At 67.1% G+C, this 16,864-nt stretch carries 18 protein-coding genes and 1 pseudogene; 12 read left to right on the forward strand and 7 right to left on the reverse strand.

Annotated features, from left to right (window positions below; translation table 11 throughout):
• Positions 1 to 21: 21 nt before the first annotated feature.
• Positions 22 to 888 carry an alpha/beta fold hydrolase gene (locus ACWEFV_RS01320; protein WP_450068798.1) on the forward strand — a complete coding sequence of 289 codons (867 nt, stop codon included), beginning with the start codon at positions 22 to 24 and terminating at the stop codon, positions 886 to 888.
• On the opposite strand, the gene ACWEFV_RS01325 is transcribed toward ACWEFV_RS01320, so the two are convergent.
• Both ACWEFV_RS01325 and ACWEFV_RS01330 read right to left on the reverse strand, forming a co-directional pair.
• Positions 872 to 1,837: a TIGR03621 family F420-dependent LLM class oxidoreductase gene (locus ACWEFV_RS01325; protein ID WP_450068799.1), complete on the reverse strand. Its 966-nt coding sequence runs from the start codon at positions 1,835 to 1,837 to the stop codon at positions 872 to 874. The genes ACWEFV_RS01320 and ACWEFV_RS01325 overlap by 17 nt on opposite strands.
• Positions 1,838 to 1,896: 59 nt before the next feature.
• A pseudogene (locus ACWEFV_RS01330) lies at positions 1,897 to 2,322 on the reverse strand (M23 family metallopeptidase); the annotation flags it as partial.
• A gap of 361 nt (positions 2,323 to 2,683) precedes the next feature.
• On the opposite strand from ACWEFV_RS01330, the gene rpsB reads away from it, so the two are divergent.
• The 7 genes from rpsB (at position 2,684) to ACWEFV_RS01365 (ending at position 9,242) form a co-directional block, all read left to right on the forward strand.
• A complete protein-coding gene (gene rpsB / locus ACWEFV_RS01335; protein ID WP_135453654.1) occupies positions 2,684 to 3,514 on the forward strand; it encodes a 30S ribosomal protein S2 in 831 nt (276 codons plus the stop codon).
• A 19-nt stretch (positions 3,515 to 3,533) separates the two neighbouring features.
• Positions 3,534 to 4,361: a translation elongation factor Ts gene (gene tsf, locus ACWEFV_RS01340; protein ID WP_135453655.1), complete on the forward strand. Its 828-nt coding sequence runs from the start codon at positions 3,534 to 3,536 to the stop codon at positions 4,359 to 4,361.
• A 186-nt stretch (positions 4,362 to 4,547) separates the two neighbouring features.
• Entirely contained in the window at positions 4,548 to 5,402 is an 855-nt protein-coding gene (locus ACWEFV_RS01345) for an LLM class F420-dependent oxidoreductase (RefSeq protein WP_135453656.1), read from the forward strand.
• Between the two features lie 23 nt (positions 5,403 to 5,425).
• Positions 5,426 to 6,910 (forward strand): amidase, encoded by a 1,485-nt coding sequence (locus tag ACWEFV_RS01350; RefSeq protein WP_450068800.1) that lies wholly within the window; start codon positions 5,426 to 5,428, stop codon positions 6,908 to 6,910.
• A gap of 138 nt (positions 6,911 to 7,048) precedes the next feature.
• Positions 7,049 to 7,603, forward strand: a complete 555-nt coding sequence (locus ACWEFV_RS01355; protein WP_135453657.1) for a hypothetical protein — start codon at positions 7,049 to 7,051, stop codon at positions 7,601 to 7,603.
• A complete protein-coding gene (locus ACWEFV_RS01360) occupies positions 7,604 to 8,767 on the forward strand; it encodes a glutathionylspermidine synthase family protein (protein ID WP_135453658.1) in 1,164 nt (387 codons plus the stop codon). It begins immediately after the preceding gene.
• A 19-nt stretch (positions 8,768 to 8,786) separates the two neighbouring features.
• Positions 8,787 to 9,242, forward strand: a complete 456-nt coding sequence (locus ACWEFV_RS01365; protein ID WP_450068801.1) for a DUF350 domain-containing protein — start codon at positions 8,787 to 8,789, stop codon at positions 9,240 to 9,242.
• 30 nt (positions 9,243 to 9,272) lie between these two features.
• Here the strand turns inward: ACWEFV_RS01365 and ACWEFV_RS01370 are convergent, their stop codons facing one another.
• Together ACWEFV_RS01370 and ACWEFV_RS01375 are read right to left on the reverse strand one after the other, a co-directional pair.
• Positions 9,273 to 10,394 (reverse strand): glycerate kinase, encoded by a 1,122-nt coding sequence (locus tag ACWEFV_RS01370; RefSeq protein WP_450068802.1) that lies wholly within the window; start codon positions 10,392 to 10,394, stop codon positions 9,273 to 9,275.
• A gap of 52 nt (positions 10,395 to 10,446) precedes the next feature.
• Positions 10,447 to 10,887 carry a MarR family winged helix-turn-helix transcriptional regulator gene (locus tag ACWEFV_RS01375; RefSeq protein ID WP_450068803.1) on the reverse strand — a complete coding sequence of 147 codons (441 nt, stop codon included), beginning with the start codon at positions 10,885 to 10,887 and terminating at the stop codon, positions 10,447 to 10,449.
• Between the two features lie 36 nt (positions 10,888 to 10,923).
• Here ACWEFV_RS01375 and ACWEFV_RS01380 point away from each other — a divergent pair, with 36 nt between their 5' ends.
• From ACWEFV_RS01380 to ACWEFV_RS01395, 4 genes are all read left to right on the forward strand, one after another.
• Positions 10,924 to 11,616 (forward strand): class I SAM-dependent methyltransferase, encoded by a 693-nt coding sequence (locus ACWEFV_RS01380; RefSeq protein WP_450068804.1) that lies wholly within the window; start codon positions 10,924 to 10,926, stop codon positions 11,614 to 11,616.
• A gap of 146 nt (positions 11,617 to 11,762) precedes the next feature.
• Positions 11,763 to 12,512: a UMP kinase gene (gene pyrH / locus ACWEFV_RS01385; protein ID WP_135453663.1), complete on the forward strand. Its 750-nt coding sequence runs from the start codon at positions 11,763 to 11,765 to the stop codon at positions 12,510 to 12,512.
• Between the two features lie 22 nt (positions 12,513 to 12,534).
• A complete protein-coding gene (gene frr, locus ACWEFV_RS01390; RefSeq protein ID WP_135453664.1) occupies positions 12,535 to 13,092 on the forward strand; it encodes a ribosome recycling factor in 558 nt (185 codons plus the stop codon).
• Positions 13,093 to 13,115: 23 nt separating this feature from the next.
• A complete protein-coding gene (locus tag ACWEFV_RS01395) occupies positions 13,116 to 13,970 on the forward strand; it encodes a phosphatidate cytidylyltransferase (RefSeq protein ID WP_450068805.1) in 855 nt (284 codons plus the stop codon).
• 41 nt (positions 13,971 to 14,011) lie between these two features.
• Here ACWEFV_RS01395 and ACWEFV_RS01400 read toward each other — a convergent pair whose 3' ends face one another.
• From ACWEFV_RS01400 to ACWEFV_RS01410, 3 genes are read right to left on the reverse strand one after another with little or no spacing between them, the layout of a single operon-like run.
• Positions 14,012 to 14,725 (reverse strand): hypothetical protein, encoded by a 714-nt coding sequence (locus tag ACWEFV_RS01400; RefSeq protein WP_450068806.1) that lies wholly within the window; start codon positions 14,723 to 14,725, stop codon positions 14,012 to 14,014.
• Complete coding sequence (locus ACWEFV_RS01405; RefSeq protein ID WP_450068807.1) at positions 14,722 to 15,564, reverse strand: SMP-30/gluconolactonase/LRE family protein; 843 nt, start codon at positions 15,562 to 15,564, stop codon at positions 14,722 to 14,724. Before ACWEFV_RS01405 ends, ACWEFV_RS01400 begins: the two co-directional genes overlap by 4 nt.
• The gene (locus tag ACWEFV_RS01410) at positions 15,561 to 16,823 is read right to left on the reverse strand and encodes an aminotransferase-like domain-containing protein (RefSeq protein WP_450068808.1); all 1,263 of its coding nucleotides are present in this window, start codon (positions 16,821 to 16,823) and stop codon (positions 15,561 to 15,563) included. The genes ACWEFV_RS01405 and ACWEFV_RS01410 overlap by 4 nt, the downstream gene beginning before the upstream one ends.
• Positions 16,824 to 16,864 lie beyond the last annotated feature (41 nt).

Below are 16,864 nucleotides of genomic sequence, written 5' to 3' on the forward strand. Positions count from 1 at the left end.
GAACGCGCAATCCGATCCATCGTGGACCTGCCATCCGGACCTGTCTCGTATCTCACCTGGGCACCCCTCCATCCCGTTTCCACCGTGGTGTTGCTGCACGGCGGCGGCGTGGACAACGCATCGTTGTCATGGGGTGGCATCGGCCCGCGACTGGCCGACGCGGGCTACTGCGTCATCGCCCCGGACCACCCCGGCTACGGCCAGAGTCCGCCGGCGCGACAGCCGGTGACCCAGGACCGGCTGGTCGCCTACGTGGCGGAGTTCGTCGACGGGATGGAGTTGGACCGGTACGTGATCGGCGGTTTGTCGCTCGGCGGCGGCATGACCATCGGCCACGTGCTGGACCGCCCGGACCGGGTGGCCGGCGCGATGCTGCTGGGCAGTTACGGCATCATGCCGCGGCTGTCAGACGGACCGCTGTCGGGTGTCCGTCAACTGGTCAGCTGGGCGATGGTGCGCACGGGTCTGCTCGGTGCGGTGACCCATTGGGTCGGCACCAACCGGGCTGCGATGACCCGCAGCATGCACGCGCTGATCAGGGATCCGCGGCAGCTGACCGACGCGTTGATGGACGAGATCATGGCTGCGGCAGCACAACCCGACGGATTCGACGCGTTCGAACAATGGCAACGCGACCAGGTCGGGTGGAACCGGCTGCGCACCGACTACACGTCACGGCTGTCGGAGGTGAGGTGCCCTGCCCTCGTCATCCACGGCGATCGAGACCCCGGCGTTCCCGTCGCGCGAGCCCGCGCCGCTGCCGAGCTGATCCCGGATGCGCAGCTGAAAATCGTTGGCGGTGCCGGACACTGGGTTCAGCGTGACCAGCCGGACGCCGTACTCGCCGCGATCAGCGGATTCCTGCGGGACATCAGCGCAGCAGCCTGAGCACCTCGGCCAGGTGCGGCAGAGCTGATTCGCGGCCGGGCCATTCGTCGAACACCGTCCAATAGCTGATGCCGAATCGGTGCTGACGGTCGGCCAACGCCTCGGCCATCTGCTGATACGTGCCCAGCAGCACGAACGGGGACTCCAGCAACAGCTCCGGATCTGTCTCCAGCTGGGCGGCGAGTTCCGCGGCGGCCTTCGCCGGATTCTCCGTGGGCACCACGAACTGGATGAGCGCGTTCAGTTCGATGTCCTCGAAGCGATCGCCGGCCGCCTCGCGCACAACCGAGATGCGGTCCTGCAGGCCCGCCGCATCGAAATGGGTCAACCGCACTTCGGTGGCGTCGTGGTTGTGACTGAAACCTGCCAGGCCGGCGATATCGGCCACCCGCCCCGCCAACCGCAACACCCGGGTGCCGTTACCCCCGACGAGCAGTGGAACGGCAACGTCTGGCGCCGCGACCAGCTCGCCGGCGGCGGCGCGCACACAGTAGTGCGCCCCGTCGACGTTGATCGGCTCGCCGGCGAGCAGCGGGCGGATCACCTCGACCGACTCGACCAGACGGTCCACGCGCGTGCCGGCGGAATCGAACCTGAGGCCGGCGGCGTCGTACTCGGATTTCATATGGCCCGCGCCCAGACCCAACTCGAACCGTCCGCCCGACAGTGCCGCCGTCGTCGCCGATTCGCGCGCGACGTCGACCGGGTGCCGAAGATCGTTGTTGAGCACCAGAGTTCCGGTGTGCAGTCGGGTGGTCACCGCGCACGCCGCTGCCGCGCCGGCGAACGGTGACAGTGACCCGATCAGATGGTCGGGAATGGTCAGTACGTCGAATCCGGATTCCTCGACTGTGACGGCGAATTCGGCGAAGTCCGTGCCGCGGGGCAGCGCGGTGTGCAGACCGAATCGCATGGGCCGGTTGCGGTGGGATCGCGACGCGGTGGTCATGGTTCCGACAGTAGGCCGCCCTGACTGCGGTGTGAGTGTGCGCAAAACTGTCACCGGTGGAGCGGTTTGAGCCGGATCGGGGTCTCGGCCAGCAGCCCGAGCGGGTCGACGTAGTCGGCCCGGGCCGCCGCACCCCACATCGCACCCCAGTGCAGGCACGCGGCCACCCCACATCCGGGATGGCCGGCCAAGAGCGTGCCGAGCAGCTGGCCCGCACTCACCGTCTGACCGGGCCGTACCGCGGCCTGCACCGGCTCGTAGCTGGTCCGTAGCCCACCCGGGTGGGCGACCGATACCACCGGACGCCCCGCGAGCACGCCGGCGAAGACGACGGTGCCCGGGCCGGCGGCGTAGACGGGTTGCTGGGGCGCGGCCGCCAGATCGACGCCGCGATGGCCGCGGTTCCAGTTGGGGGAGGGGGCGTCGAAACCCCTGGTCACCGCCGGTCGCGGTGATACCGGCCAATGCAGCCGCGAGCCCTCGGCGTTGGCGGTGACCGGCAAGATCGATGCCAATCCCAGCATCAGCACGGCGGCGCCAAACCTCACCATCTCAGTTCAGCGCCGTCCCGGCGCGGGCGAAAGCCCCGAAACCCGGGTTGTGGATGAATGCGTCCGGCTTCGCTGCGTGGTAAAAGCACCCCTGTTCAGCGTGTAAACTTCTACCCGCAGCTCGCTTGCGGGCTGACTTCGCGTGTCTGCGCATTCGACTGCCGCAACGGGGTCGTACACGGGTGCCGACGGTCCTGACCTGGGATTCCCCAGATCGGGTTCGGCAACCAGTGGGCACCAGGGCCTGGCATCACCCGACGCCGGGCGACAACCGACATAAAGGAACCACCAACTCATGGCTGTTGTAACCATGAAGCAGCTGCTTGACAGCGGCGCTCACTTCGGGCATCAGACCCGTCGCTGGAACCCCAAGATGAAGCGGTTCATCTTCACCGACCGCAATGGCATCTACATCATCGACCTGCAGCAGACGCTGACCTACATCGACCAGGCGTACGAGTTCGTCAAGGAGACGGTCGCCCACGGTGGCACCGTCCTGTTCGTCGGCACCAAGAAGCAGGCGCAGGAGTCCATCGCCGAAGAGGCCACCCGCGTCGGCATGCCCTACGTGAACCAGCGCTGGCTGGGCGGCATGCTCACCAACTTCTCCACCGTGCACAAGCGCCTTCAGCGTATGAAGGAGCTCGAGGCCATGGAGCAGACCGGTGGCTTCGAGGGTCGCACCAAGAAGGAAATCCTCATGCTCACGCGTGAGAAGAACAAGCTTGAGCGCAGCCTCGGCGGTATCCGTGACATGGCCAAGGTGCCGTCGGCCATCTGGGTCGTCGATACCAACAAGGAGCACCTGGCGGTCAATGAGGCCATCAAGCTGGGCATCCCGGTCATCGCGATCCTGGACACCAACTGCGATCCCGATCAGGTCAACTACCCGATCCCGGGCAACGACGACGCGATCCGTTCGGCCGCCCTGCTGACCAAGGTCGTCGCCTCCGCGGTGGCCGAGGGCCTGCAGGCTCGCGCCGGCCAAGGTGCCGGTGAGAAGCAGGACGCCGCGGGTGTCGAGCCGCTCGCCGAGTGGGAGCAGGAGCTGCTGGCCGGTGCCACTGCAGGCACCCCCGAGGGCGAGGCCGCTGCTGCACCCGAAACATCCACTGACGCTTCGTAATTCCAGGAGAAGTCTTTAAATGGCTAACTACACCGCTGCCGACGTCAAGCGACTGCGGGAGCTGACTGGCGCCGGCATGCTCGACTCGAAGAACGCTCTGGTCGAGGCCGGCGGCGACTTCGACAAGGCTGTCGAGCTGCTTCGTATCAAGGGCGCCAAGGACGTCGGCAAGCGCGCTGAGCGCGCCACTGCCGAGGGCCTGGTCGTGGCCAAGGACGGCGCGCTGATCGAGTTGAACTCCGAGACCGACTTCGTCGCCAAGAACGCCGAATTCCAGGAGCTCGCCGAGCAGGTCGTCGCGGCTGCCGCCGCTGCGAAGGCCGGCGACGTGGATGCCCTCAAGGCCGCGAAGGTCGGGGATACCACCGTCGAGCAGGCCATCGCTGACCTGAGCGCCAAGATCGGCGAGAAGCTCGAGCTGCGTCGGGCCGCCTACTTCGACGGCACGGTCGAGACCTACCTGCACAAGCGTGCCGCGGACCTGCCGCCGGCCGTCGGTGTGCTGGTCGAGTACCAGGCCGGGGACGCGGACAAGGGCAAGGAGGCCGCGCACGCGGTCGCTCTGCAGATCGCCGCGCTCAAGGCCAAGTACCTCACCCGTGAGGACGTGCCCGAGGACATCGTCGCCAACGAGCGTCGCATCGCCGAGGAGACCGCGAAGGAAGAGGGCAAGCCCGAGCAGGCTCTGCCCAAGATCGTCGAAGGTCGCGTCACGGGCTACTACAAGGACGTCGTGCTGCTGGACCAGCCGTCGGTGTCCGACAACAAGAAGACCGTCAAGGCACTGCTGGACGACGCCGGGGTCACCGTGACCCGCTTCGTGCGGTTCGAGGTCGGTCAGGCCTAACACACCAGAAGACCCGGGCGGCACACCCACCGCCCGCCGCAAAACCCCGCGCTCATTCCGGCGATCCCGGAAAGTGCGGGGTTTTGTTCATTCGTGATGCGGTCGGTGCCGGGTAGTTGCTTTCGCAGGGGCTAGGGGCTTTGCCGATGTGGGAGTGTGGCAGGTACCAATGGTGTTGGAGGTGACATGCGCGTAGGTGTGGTATTTCCGCAGACGGAACTCGGCGGAGATCCGGGAGCCGTGCGCGCCTACGGCCAGCGTGTCGAGGAGCTGGGCTTCACCCACATCCTGGCTTACGACCACGTCGTCGGCGCCGATCCGGCCGTACACCGGGACTGGGCGGGGCCCTACGACCTGTACACCACATTCCACGAGCCGATGGTGATGTTCGGTTACCTGGCCGCCGTCACCTCGCTGGAGTTGGTGACCGGGGTGGTCATCCTGCCGCAGCGTCAAGCCGTACTGGTGGCCAAACAGGCGGCCGAGGTTGACCTGCTCACCGGCGGGAAGCTGCGCCTGGGCGTCGGGCTGGGCTGGAATGCGGTCGAGTACGAGGCGCTCGGCGAAGATTTCGGAAACCGCGGCAAGCGGTCCGAGGAGCAGGTTGAGCTGATGCGCCGGCTGTGGACCGAATCGTCGGTCACGTTCGAGGGCCGTTACCACCGGGTGACCGGTGCCGGCCTGGCGCCGTTACCCGTGCAGCGCCCGATCCCGGTGTGGTTCGGAGCGGCCTCCGCCCGGGCGTTGGAGCGGGCCGGGCGGCTGGGCGACGGCTGGTTCCCCATGATCGGACCAGGCCCGGAGCTCGACGATGCCCGGGCCCGGGTCGAGCGCGCCGCCGTTTCCGCAGACCGCGACCCGGCGACCATCGGGATGGAGGGGCGAGTGGGCTGGGCCGGCGATCCGGACCAGACCGCAGCCGACATCGCGGCATGGGCCGACGCCGGAGCCACCCACGTCACGGTGAACACCATGGGTGCCGGACTGCGGACAGTCGACGAGCATCTGGCCGCGCTGCAGAGCGTGGCTCGGGCGCAGTGATGTCGGCTTGCTAGCGTCACAGCGTGACTAGCGGTCCGCGCCCAGCGCGAAATGCCCCGACCCGCCTGAGCGCCTTCGGCGACGATGCCCTCGGCGAGCACGATGCCGTCGGCCTGGTAGAGGAACTGCGGGCCGGCCGGGTATCGGCAGCCGACCTGATCGAGGCCGCCGTCGCGCGGGTCGAGGCGGTCAATCCCACCCTCAACGGTCTGGCGTTCGAAGCCTTCGATCGGGCCCATGCCCGGGGCGCGGCCCCCAGCCGCTACGGCGGGTTCTTCGACGGTGTCCCGACCTTCGTCAAGGACAACGCCGCGGTCCAGGGCATGCCGACCATGCGCGGTACCGACGCGTGGGAACCCCGGCCCGAAACGGCCAACGGTGACTTCGCCCGCGCCTACCTGGCCACGGGTCTGGTACCGCTGGGCAAGACCCGGCTCTCGGAGTTCGGTTTCAGTGCGTCGTGTGAGCATCCGCGGCTCGGGCCGGTCCGCAACCCGTGGAACCCGGCCTTCACCGCGGGTGCGTCGTCCTCGGGCTCCGGTGCGTTCGTCGCATCGGGGGTGGTTCCCATCGCCCACGCCAACGACGGGGGCGGGTCGATCCGGATCCCGGCCGCCTGCAACGGGTTGGTCGGCCTCAAGCCCACCCGGGGCCGGCTTCCGCAGGACAAGGACATGCGGATGATGCCGTTGCGGATCGTGTCCGACGGGGTGCTCACCCGATCGGTGCGTGACACCGCCGCGCTGCTTCGGGAGATGGAACGCGTCTACCACAATCCCAAGCTGCCGCCGATCGGCGATGTCAGCCGCCCAGGCAAACAGCGCCTGCGCATCGCGGTGTGCACGCAGTCCATCGTGCACGATGCCGGTCCGGAGATGACCGAGCTGACGCACAAGACCGCCGCGCTCCTCGAGGAACTCGGCCACCAGATCACCGTGATCGGCAACCCGGTCCCGGCCCGGTTCAAGGATGATTTCCTGCTGTACTGGGCGTTCCTGGCGTACGCACTCGTACGCGGCGGGAAGCGGTCCTTCGGCCCGAGTTTCGACCGCGACAAGCTCGACAGCCTGACGCTCGGGCTGGACCGGCTCGCCTCGCGCAACTTGCATCGGGTCCCTCCGGCGATCGTCCGGCTGGCGCGGTCGCGGCGGATCACCGAGCGTCTGTCCAACAGCTATGACGCGGTGCTCATGCCGACCCTGGCCGAGCCCACCCTCGAGATCGGCCGTCTCGACCCGACGGCGGACTACGAGCAGATCATCGACCGTCTGCTGGGGTGGGTGGCGTTCACCCCGTTGCAGAACGCCACCGGGGATCCGGCCATCTCGCTGCCGCTGGCCCAGACCGACACCGGCCTGCCGGTGGGCATGATGCTGTCGGCGACCCGGGGCCGGGAAGCCCTGCTGCTGGAGCTGGCCTACGAGCTCGAGGAGGCCAGGCCTTGGCCGCGCATTCAGGATCCGGCCCCCGCGGCCCCGCGCAAGCGGGCGCGAAAAGCGGTGAAATAGCCGGTTTTTGCGCACCCCGGGCGCTGGTACAGAGGTGCGGCCCCGCCTTCGCGTGCCGGTTTTGGTCAGGTGCTGGACACGCAACTGGCAGCGTCCTCCTATGATGACCGGCAGGTGTCAGAGTTTGCGGGGGTGGGAATGACGTCTGGGCCAGACGACCAGTGGAGCCAGGACGGTCGGGGATCGATACGTTGGCAGGATCCGGCTACCGCCACGCCGCGGCCACCGACCGTGGCCGAGGCACGTCAACGCGACAAGGCCCAGAAGGCCCGTGAGGTGGCCGCGCAGTTCGCGGCCCTGCAGGAACAGAAGGCCCAGGACCGCAAGGCCAGGAACGGCAAGATCCTGATGGGGTCGGTGGCCGTGGTGGGCGTGGTGGGCGTGGTCGCACTCGGCTACCACCTGCTGCACAAAGAGGAAATCGCGGCGTCGTGCGTCAAGGAGGGCACCAACGAGGTGGTGCCCGATTCGTATTGCTCCAGTGGACACAGCGGTTCCGGGGGCACGTTCATCTACCTGGGCTCGCCGTACCGGTACTACTACGGCGGCAACAACGGCGGGGTGGGCACCATTGCCCGGGGCGGGACCATCGAACAGCCCAAGGGCACCACAGCCAAGACCAAGTCTGGGACGTCGATCTCGCGCGGCGGCTTCGGTTCGTCGTCGAGCTACGGCAAAAGCTCGGGAAGCTGAATGCGCCGTCAACGTAGTTCCCCGCGGGCCGGCTGGGAACAGATCGTCGCCGACCAGGGGATGTGTTACGGGACTCCGGCGCGCGACGCGACCGGTGCCGACCGTCCGTACTGGGACGAATCGGTGCACTACGTCTTCGACATGGACGAGGTGCTCTCGATCGAGGCCTCAGTGGAGGTGCTGCACTCGATGTGCCTTGAGGCCGTCGAGCACGTCGTACTGACCGGGCGCTACCGCGACTTCGGGCTTCCCGAATGGAGCTGGGAGCACATCGAGAAGTCCTGGCGGCGTAGTGATCCGCACCTGTACGGCCGGTTCGACCTACGCTACGACGGCCGCAGGCCGCCGGTACTGCTGGAGTACAACGCCGACACGCCGACCACACTGCTGGAAGCGGCGATCCTGCAATGGCACTGGAAGACCGACGTGTACCCGGCCGACGATCAGTGGAACTCGTTGCACGAGAAGCTGGTTGCCCGCTGGGCTGAGATCAGGGACCGGCTTCCGGGACCGGAGACGTACTTCACCTGGTCGGGGGCCGAACTCAGCGGTGAGGATCACGTGACCGTGGCCTACCTCCAGGAGTGTGCGGCCGAGGCCGGGCTGCGCACCGTGGGTCTGGCGATCGAGGACATCGGGTTCGACCCGGATCTCGACCGATTCGTCGACCTCGAGGAAGCCCCCATGGCGTCGATCTTCAAGCTCTACCCGTGGGAGTGGATGCTCGACGACGATTTCGGCCGCCGGGCGGTCGAACAGCTGCCTGCCACCATGTGGGTGGAGCCGCTGTGGAAGACGCTGCTGAGTAACAAGGCGATCCTCGCGGTGCTGTGGGAGATGTATCCCGGGCACCCGAACCTGTTGCCCGCCTACGTCGATGACCCGCACGAGCTGACCGACTACGTGCGCAAACCCAAATTGGGACGTGAGGGCGCCAACATCACCATCGTGGGCGCCGGGTACGAGACCGAGACGGGCGGCGTGTACGGCGAAGAGGGCTACGTGTACCAGTTGCTCGATCCGCTACCGCAATTCGACGATATGCGTCCCGCATTGGGCGCCTGGATCGTCGGCGACGAATCCGCCGGACTCGGGATCCGCGAGACCTCCGGTCTCGTCACCGACAACGGCGCTGCCTTTGTGCCACACCGCATCCCGCTGTGACCTGGAAGGAATAACCCCTATGACAACCACTCTGGTTGTGCTCGGCCCCGATTACTGGTCGGTCCTCGGTCACGGGGTGTCGGCGATCGTGCTGTACTCGATTGTCGGTGTGGCGCTGTTGATCCTGGGTTTCTACGTGATCGACTGGACCACGCCGGGACCGTTGCGGGCCCTGGTGCAGGCCGGGCGCCCCAACGCCGCTGCGATTACGGCGTCCGGCGTGGTCTCGATGGCGTTGATCATCGTGCTGGCCATCTACAGCTCGTCGGGTGACCTGATCCAAGGTCTGATCACCACCCTGGTGTTCGGTCTGTTGGGCATTGCGGCCCAGGCGTTCTCGGTCCGGCTGGTCGGTGCGATCAAGGGGATCGACATCGGCGGCGTTCTGGCCTCCGAGAAGTTCACCCCGCAGGTCCTGGTCGTCACGGCTTCCTATCTGGCCTTCGGCCTGATCATCGCGGCCGCCATCCTCTGATTCCCTCCCGCTTGCGGGGGACTGCTCGGGCTAGAGGGTGCGGCAGACGGCGGCGGCCGCACGGGCCAATGCGGCCGGGCCGTCACGTAAGGCCTGATCCAGCGGAGTGCCCGGTGCGGTGATGGCCACCAGTTTCTCGACGCCGTTGGCCAGCAGTACATCGGCGTCGGCCGCCACCCGGCCGGCGAAGATCACCACCCGCGCACCGGTACGCACGGCTACCCGGGCGACACCGAACGGTGTCTTGCCCAACATGGTCTGGGCGTCCACGCTGCCTTCGCCGGTGAACACCCAGGCCGCCCCGGCCAGCGACTGTTCCAGTCCCACGGCTTGGGCGATCACGTCGACACCCGGCGCACATTCGGCGGCAAGGAATTCCATCAGGCCGAAGCCCAGGCCGCCGGCGGCACCAGAGCCGGGACGGTCGGGCCGGGCGTGACCGAGCGCAGCGCCGGTCACCGCGACCAGGCGGGTCAGCGCGGCTTCGAGAATCTCGACGTCGTCAGGTGTGGCACCCTTCTGTGGGCCGAAAACTGCACTGGCACCACCGGTTCCGAGCAGCGGTGCGGTGACGTCGGACGCAATCCGGATGTGAGTGTCAGCCAGTCGGGGATCCAGACCCGAGACATCGATGTGCCGGAGCCGGGCCAGGGCAGCGCCGCCCGGCGGTAGTGCGGCACCCGCGGCGTCGGTGAAGGAGACGCCGAGGGCGGTGAGCATGCCGGCCCCGCCGTCATTCGTCGCAGAACCGCCGATCCCGATCAGCAGCTCGGCCGCGCCGTGGTCCAGCGCCGAGATGATCAGCTGGCCTACCCCGAACGTGCTGGCGCGCAGGATGTCTCGATCCGCCGGAGCCACCAGCTCCAGGCCCGAGGCGCTGGCCATCTCGATCACGGCCAGGCGGCGCTCGGCGATGTAGCCATAGGTGGCGCGGACCGGCCGACCCAGTGGATCGCTGACCTCGACCGTGACGCGGTCTCCGCCGAGCGCGTCGACGACGGCGTCTACCGTCCCTTCGCCGCCGTCGGCCATCGGTACCCCGATGCACTCGGCGTCGGGCAGTACCGACCGGACGCCCTCGCGCATCGCTGCCACCGCTTGCGACGCGGTCATCGACTCCTTGAACGAGTCCGGGGCCAGAACGATCTTCATGCGCCTGGGACATTACCGACTGCGCGGCTGTTCGGCGCGCCACGCGCGCCCCTCAGATCACCGCCTGGGCCAGGAGTCGCTTGAGTTCGCGTCGCTGCAGGGGGTCGAGCCGGTCGAGCACATTGTCCTCGGCGGCAAGCACTGCCGCTTCGGCGCGTTTGAGCAATTCGGCTCCCTCGGCCGTCAGTTCGGCCGGGAGTGCCCGTCCCGAATTGACGGTGGCGGGTCTGCGTACCGCACCGCGGTCCTGCAGGCCGCGCAGCACGTTGTTCATGGCCTGCGGTGAGACGTTGGTGTGGCGGGCGAGCTCGGCGTTGGACTGGCCGGGAAACAGAGACAGCACTCGCAGGCAGACGAATTCGGGCAGCGTGAGTCCGAGTGGCTGCAGCTGCGCGGTGACCTTCGGCTGCAGCACCGCGACGACGCGGTACATCAGGTATCCGAGTGGCTGCTCCTCGAGGGTGCCCCCCGTTTCGGAGTTCATATCAAGCATATTGACACATATCAACCACGTTGATATACCGGACGTATGACCACACCAAGCGAAATGTCAGATGCAATGTTCGAATCGGCTTACCGCGGTGAGGCTCCCGAGTTCGCCGGGGTGCGCCCGCCGTGGAGTATCGGCGAACCGCAGCCCGAGATTGCGGCACTGATCGCAGAAGGCAAGTTCCACGGCGACGTCCTCGACGCCGGCTGTGGTGAGGCGGCCACCGCGCTGGACCTGGCAGAGCGGGGGTTCACCACGGTCGGGCTGGACCAGTCGGCCACCGCCATCGACATGGCCCGGGCCGAGGCCGCCAAGCGGGGGCTGACCAACGCGACCTTCGAAGTCGCCGACATCAGCGCGTTCACCGGCTACGACGGCCGCTTCGGCACGATCGTCGACAGCACGTTGTTCCACTCCATGCCGGTGGAACTTCGTGAGGGCTACCAGCAGTCGATCGTCCGGGCCGCTGCACCCGGCGCCTCCTACTTCGTGCTGGTGTTCGACAAGGGGACGATGGGTGATACCGGGCCGGCCAATCCGGTCACCGAGGCCGAATTGCGCGAGGTCGTCGGTAAGTACTGGGTGATCGACGATGTCCGGCCGGCCCGCATCCACGCCCACGTGCCTGCCGAATTCGCCACCTTCGCCGATTTCGCCGGGATGGACATCCGTGACGAGGGCAATGACCGCAAGTCGGTGGCGGCCTGGTTGCTTCAGGCGCACCTGGGGTAGTTGCCGGTTGACCTGCGCCCGCCGGCGACACTCGGTCCGCGAAGGCTCCCCCCACTAGGTGTGTTGCCCGCCATAAGGCAGGATGGAGAGGCCGTCCAGGGGTAACCCGGGTGGCTCTCTACATGCGAGGAGTGCCGAGGAGACCGATGGCGGATCCGAATATCGCCGGCGAGGGCGCAGCACCCATTCGTCCCTTCTACACGAGGGTTCTGCTGAAGCTTGGCGGAGAGATGTTCGGCGGTGGCCAGGTCGGCCTCGACCCCGACGTCGTGCACCAGGTTGCCCGCCAGATCGCCGCAGTGGTGCGCAGCGGCGTCCAGGTCGCGGTCGTGATCGGCGGCGGCAACTTCTTCCGTGGCGCCCAACTGCAGCAGCGCGGCATGGAACGCACGCGCAGCGACTACATGGGCATGCTCGGAACCGTGATGAACAGCCTTGCGCTGCAGGACTTCCTGCAGAAAGAGGGCATCGATACCCGCGTGCAGACCGCCATCACCATGGGGCAGGTCGCCGAGCCGTACATCCCGTTGCGGGCCGTGCGGCACCTGGAAAAGGGCCGCGTCGTCATCTTCGGTGCCGGCATGGGCCTCCCGTACTTCTCCACTGACACCACCGCCGCGCAGCGGGCTCTGGAAATCGGGGCCGAGGTGGTGCTGATGGCCAAGGCCGTCGACGGCGTCTACACCGCCGACCCGCGCGAGGATCCGAACGCCGAGCTTCTCACCGAGGTCAGCCATCGCGAGGTCATCGATCGCGGCCTGCGGGTCGCCGATGCCACCGCCTTCAGTTTGTGCATGGACAACCGGATGCCGATGCTGGTGTTCAACCTGCTCACCGAAGGCAATATCGCCCGCGCGGTGGCGGGTGAGAAGATCGGAACACTGGTCACCACCTGAACGGGAAACGGGAGAAGCCGACGTGATCGACGAAACTCTCTTCGACGCTGAAGAGAAGATGGAAAAGGCCGTGAGTGTGGCCCGTGACGACCTGTCCGCCATTCGGACCGGCCGGGCCAATCCGGGCATGTTCTCCCGCATCAATATCGACTACTACGGGTCGATGACGCCGATCACGCAGATGGCGAGCATCAACGTCCCCGAGGCGCGCATGGTCGTCATCAAGCCCTACGAGGCGGGACAGCTCAAGCCGATCGAGGACGCGATCCGCAACTCCGACCTCGGGGTCAACCCGACCAACGACGGCAGCATCATCCGGATCTCCATCCCGCAGCTCACTGAGGAACGCCGCCGCGACCTGGTCAAACAGGCCAAGTCCAAGGGCGAGGACGCCAAGGTGTCGGTGCGCAACATCCGCCGCAAGGCCATGGAGGAGCTCAGCCGGATCAAGAAGGACGGCGAGGCCGGCGAGGACGAGGTCGGGCGGGCCGAGAAGGACCTCGACAAGTCCACCCACACCTACACCAGCCAGATCGATGACCTGGTCAAGCACAAGGAAGGCGAACTGCTGGAGGTCTAGAGGCCGATCAGCAAATACCTTTCGTGACAAACGCACCGGTCGGAGAACCGCAGAAAAAACAGTCCCGGGCCGGCCGTAACCTTCCGGCCGCCATCGCCGTCGGCGCCGTCCTCGGCGCCATGGCGATCGGTACGCTCCTGTTCGCGCCGATGTGGTGGCTGCCGTTGCTCGCGGTGGCCATCGCCATCGCCACTCACGAGGTGATCCGGCGGCTGAGCGAACAGGGTTACGCGCTGCCCACCGTCCCGCTGTTACTCGGTGGTCAGGCGATGATCTGGCTGACCTGGCCGTTCGGCGCGCTCGGACTGCTGGGCGCCTACGGCGGGACGATCGTCGTCTGCATGGTGTGGCGTCTGGTCGGTCAGGGGCTGGACCAGCAACCGGTGAATTACCTGCGCGATATCGCCGCGACGGTCCTGCTTGCCACGTGGGTGCCGTTGTTCGCGGCGTTCACCGCGCTACTCATCTTCGCCGATCACGGCGGAGTCCGGGTGTTCATCATCATCGTGACGGTCGTCTTCGCCGACATCGGTGGCTATGTCGCTGGCGTCCTGTTCGGCAAGCATCTGCTGGCGCCGGCGATCAGCCCCAAGAAGTCCTGGGAGGGTCTCGGCGGTTCGCTGTTGTTCGGTATCGCCGCCGCCGTTTTTTCGGTGGTATTTCTGCTGGACAAGCCCGCGTGGGTGGGCGCGCCGCTGGGCTTGCTGCTGGTCATCACCGGCGTGCTCGGCGACCTGGTCGAATCGCAGATCAAGCGTGACCTCGGGATCAAGGACATGGGCACGCTGCTGCCCGGTCACGGTGGAATCATGGATCGCATCGACGCGATGTTGCCCGCGGCCGTCGTCGGCTGGATTGTGCTGACCCTGCTGGCGTGAGGCGCGGAAGCCGCGCGTCACGACGCGCGGCCGACCATCGCCTACCGGGATGGTTGCGACGCCGGCGCGTAGACGTACCGGCTGGTGGGGACCGAGTCCAGGTTGGTGTGTGCTCCGAACCGGGTCACACTCTCGATCATCAGACCGAGGCGTCGCTGCAACTCGGCATCGTCGCCGCCGCTGCCGTAGAAAGCGTGCGGGTCGGTCATGGCCGACATCGGGAACAGCTCCTCGACCAGGGCGTCGACCCGCTCCTCACCGAGAACCGTGCGCAGCACCCGGTTCTGCACGTAGCCGAAGTTCGCCTGCGTCTCGATGGCCACCGTGGTGTGCTGTCCCTGCCAGCGGTGCAGCCACTCTTGGGGGGTGAGGTCGGCGGGGATTCGCAGGAATCCGATCTGGGCGAGCGCCGGGGTGCGTTGCCCATCGGCGACCGGCGGTGGCACCAACCGCACCGTTTCCTCGACCTCCCACCCCACGCAGTGATCGGCGACCCCGGACAGCAGTTCGGAGATCGCGGTCGGCTCGGCCTCGGTCCAGATGCTGACCACCGCGTTCACCGGAGTGTCGAACGCCGTGATGCGCAGCTGTGTGGGGGCGACATCGGCATCGTCCACATTGACCTGCAGACGGCTGGCGCCGGCTGCGTGGATCGCCTCGCGCAGCTGCGGTGCATGCAGCACCCGATCGAGATCCGAGCCCCACAGCGCGTACATGAACTTCATGGCTTGTCCCTCTTTCGAATTGTCGGTCATGCGATCGCCTCGTCGAGCTCGATCGCCAGGATGGCGCCCGATCGCGGGGTGCCGGTGTCCGTCGGTGCCACCGACGTCGAGGCGCAGATGTAGAGCGTGCGACCCTGCGTCCCGCCGAGCTGGCAGGCCACCGGGTACCAGTTGCCGGTGCCGATGACATGGGTCTGTTCGCCGGTCCGGTCAACGCGGACAACGGCATTGGAGTTGGGCGAGGCGAACCACACCGCACCGCTGGGGTCGGCACAGATCCCGTCGGGAACCCTCCGTCCGAGGTCGGCGAACACCTGTTGGTCGGACAGGGTGCCGTCGGGATCCCGGCGAAAGCTGGTGAGCCGGCGGGCCAGTGACTCGGCGAGGATGAGCCGGGTTCCGCCGTCGGCCAAGGCCATGCCGTTGGGCACCAGCACGTCACCGGAGACCACCTGAACCGCGCCGTCCACGTCCACCCTGATGAGTTTCGTCGGGGTGGGGGAGCCCCCTTCGTAGTAGTCGAAGCCGATGTCGCCGATGTAGGCCCGGCCGGCATCGTCGACCAACATGTCATTGCTCGGTCCGCGGTGATACGGCGACAGATCGGCCACCGTCGTGGTGGTCTGACCGTCATAACGCAACAGTTTCCGGTTCAGCATGGACACCACCAGCAGATCGCCGTCAGGCGTCCAACCGAGGCCCGACGGCCGGCCGGCGACATCGAGTACCGGCTCGCACGCCTGCCCGGGCACCAGCCGGAACACGGTGCCTGCGTGCTGGTCGGAGAACCACAGCGCGCCGTCGTGCCAGCGCGGGCACTCCGGGAAGGTCAGGCCCTCGGCAACGGCCCGAGGGCCGTCCGCGATCACTTGATCACCGATTCACGGATGGCCTCGCCGAGAATTGCTATGCCCCTTCGCATTTCCTCGTCATCGACGTGGCTGTAGGCCAGCCGCAGATATCCTGCCCCGTCGGAAGCGGCGCTGTCGATCATGAACCGCTCGCCCGGGCGGAAAGCCACGCCGCCCTCGGCGGAGCGGCGTCGAACCTCGCGCCAGTCGACCTGATCGGACAGCTTGAGCCACAGGTAGAAGCCGCCCTCGGGGACTGAGAACGTCACCCAGGAACCGCAGTGTTCCCGAACCGCGGCCACCGCGACATCGAGCTTGCGCCGGTACACGTCGTTGGCGCGGTCGATCTGCTTGTCGAAGTCACCGGATGCGACGAACCGCGCCAAGGCCCGGCAGGTCCACAGGCTCGGGCCCAAGTCCTGCCGTACCGAACCCAATCCGGTGATCAGGTCCTGCGGTCCGGTCATCCACCCGATTCGCAGCGCAGGTGCCACGGTCTTGCTGAAGCCGTGTGACTGCATCACCCTGCCGGTGGTGTCCATCGACAGCAGCGTGGGAATCGGCTCGCCGTGGTAGCGCAGGTCGCCGTAGATGTTGTCCTCGATGATCAGGAAGTCGTACTCCTGCGCCAGCTCCAGGATGCGTCGGCGTCGCGGTTCCGACGTCGAAACGCAGGTCGGGAGCTGGAAGGTGGCGACGATGTACAGCAGCTTCGGGACCACCCCCGCGGCGGCCATTTCCGCCAGACGCGATTCCAGCGCGTCGGGATCGAGGCCGTCCGCGTCGATTGCCACGGGCCGAATGTCGGCGCCGCGCATTTTCGCGTACCGCAGCGCGTAGGGGAATGTTGCGGCCTCGACCAGCACGCCGTCGCCGGGGTTGACCAGCGCGTTGATCGCCAGGGCAATGGCCTGCACCGAACCGGAGGTGATGATCAGGTTGTCCGGGCCCAGGTCGGTGCGCGCATTGCGCTCACCCAGCCACCGCGCCAGTTCGCGGCGCAGGTGCAGACTGCCCAGGACCAGCTCGGTATAGCCGGTATTGCCGTACACGATCTGGTCGCCGGGTCCGTCGACGTCCAGCGACACGTACTCCAGTGCGCGCGCTCCGTCGTGGGCGAGGACGTCGCTGTGCAGGTGATCAAGCGTGCCAATCGGGAACGTCTCTGCGGACGGAATCCCTTGGTCGAAGTTGAAGGTGACCGGTACCGGGTCCTGCGGGGGCACGAAGGGTGCCACGCGCGCGATATCGGATAAGAACTTCTGAACGTCGACCACGGCGCACGGCTCCTTCGTGTTTGTTCGATGCCACATTTACA

Source organism: Mycobacterium sp. NPDC004974, from assembly GCF_053600815.1.

Excerpts from the sequence above, each read along its gene's own strand:
- ACWEFV_RS01325 (WP_450068799.1), bottom strand. The coding sequence starts at position 1,837 with ATGACCACCGCGTCGCGATCCCACCGCAACCGGCCCATGCGATTCGGT.
- ACWEFV_RS01380 (WP_450068804.1), top strand. The coding sequence starts at position 10,924 with ATGACCACACCAAGCGAAATGTCAGATGCAATGTTCGAATCGGCTTAC.
- ACWEFV_RS01360 (WP_135453658.1), top strand. The coding sequence starts at position 7,604 with ATGCGCCGTCAACGTAGTTCCCCGCGGGCCGGCTGGGAACAGATCGTC.
- rpsB (WP_135453654.1), top strand. The coding sequence starts at position 2,684 with ATGGCTGTTGTAACCATGAAGCAGCTGCTTGACAGCGGCGCTCACTTC.
- pyrH (WP_135453663.1), top strand. The coding sequence starts at position 11,763 with ATGGCGGATCCGAATATCGCCGGCGAGGGCGCAGCACCCATTCGTCCC.
- ACWEFV_RS01345 (WP_135453656.1), top strand. The coding sequence starts at position 4,548 with ATGCGCGTAGGTGTGGTATTTCCGCAGACGGAACTCGGCGGAGATCCG.
- ACWEFV_RS01365 (WP_450068801.1), top strand. The coding sequence starts at position 8,787 with ATGACAACCACTCTGGTTGTGCTCGGCCCCGATTACTGGTCGGTCCTC.
- ACWEFV_RS01400 (WP_450068806.1), bottom strand. The coding sequence starts at position 14,725 with ATGACCGACAATTCGAAAGAGGGACAAGCCATGAAGTTCATGTACGCG.
- ACWEFV_RS01355 (WP_135453657.1), top strand. The coding sequence starts at position 7,049 with ATGACGTCTGGGCCAGACGACCAGTGGAGCCAGGACGGTCGGGGATCG.
- ACWEFV_RS01375 (WP_450068803.1), bottom strand. The coding sequence starts at position 10,887 with ATGCTTGATATGAACTCCGAAACGGGGGGCACCCTCGAGGAGCAGCCA.
- ACWEFV_RS01370 (WP_450068802.1), bottom strand. The coding sequence starts at position 10,394 with ATGAAGATCGTTCTGGCCCCGGACTCGTTCAAGGAGTCGATGACCGCG.
- tsf (WP_135453655.1), top strand. The coding sequence starts at position 3,534 with ATGGCTAACTACACCGCTGCCGACGTCAAGCGACTGCGGGAGCTGACT.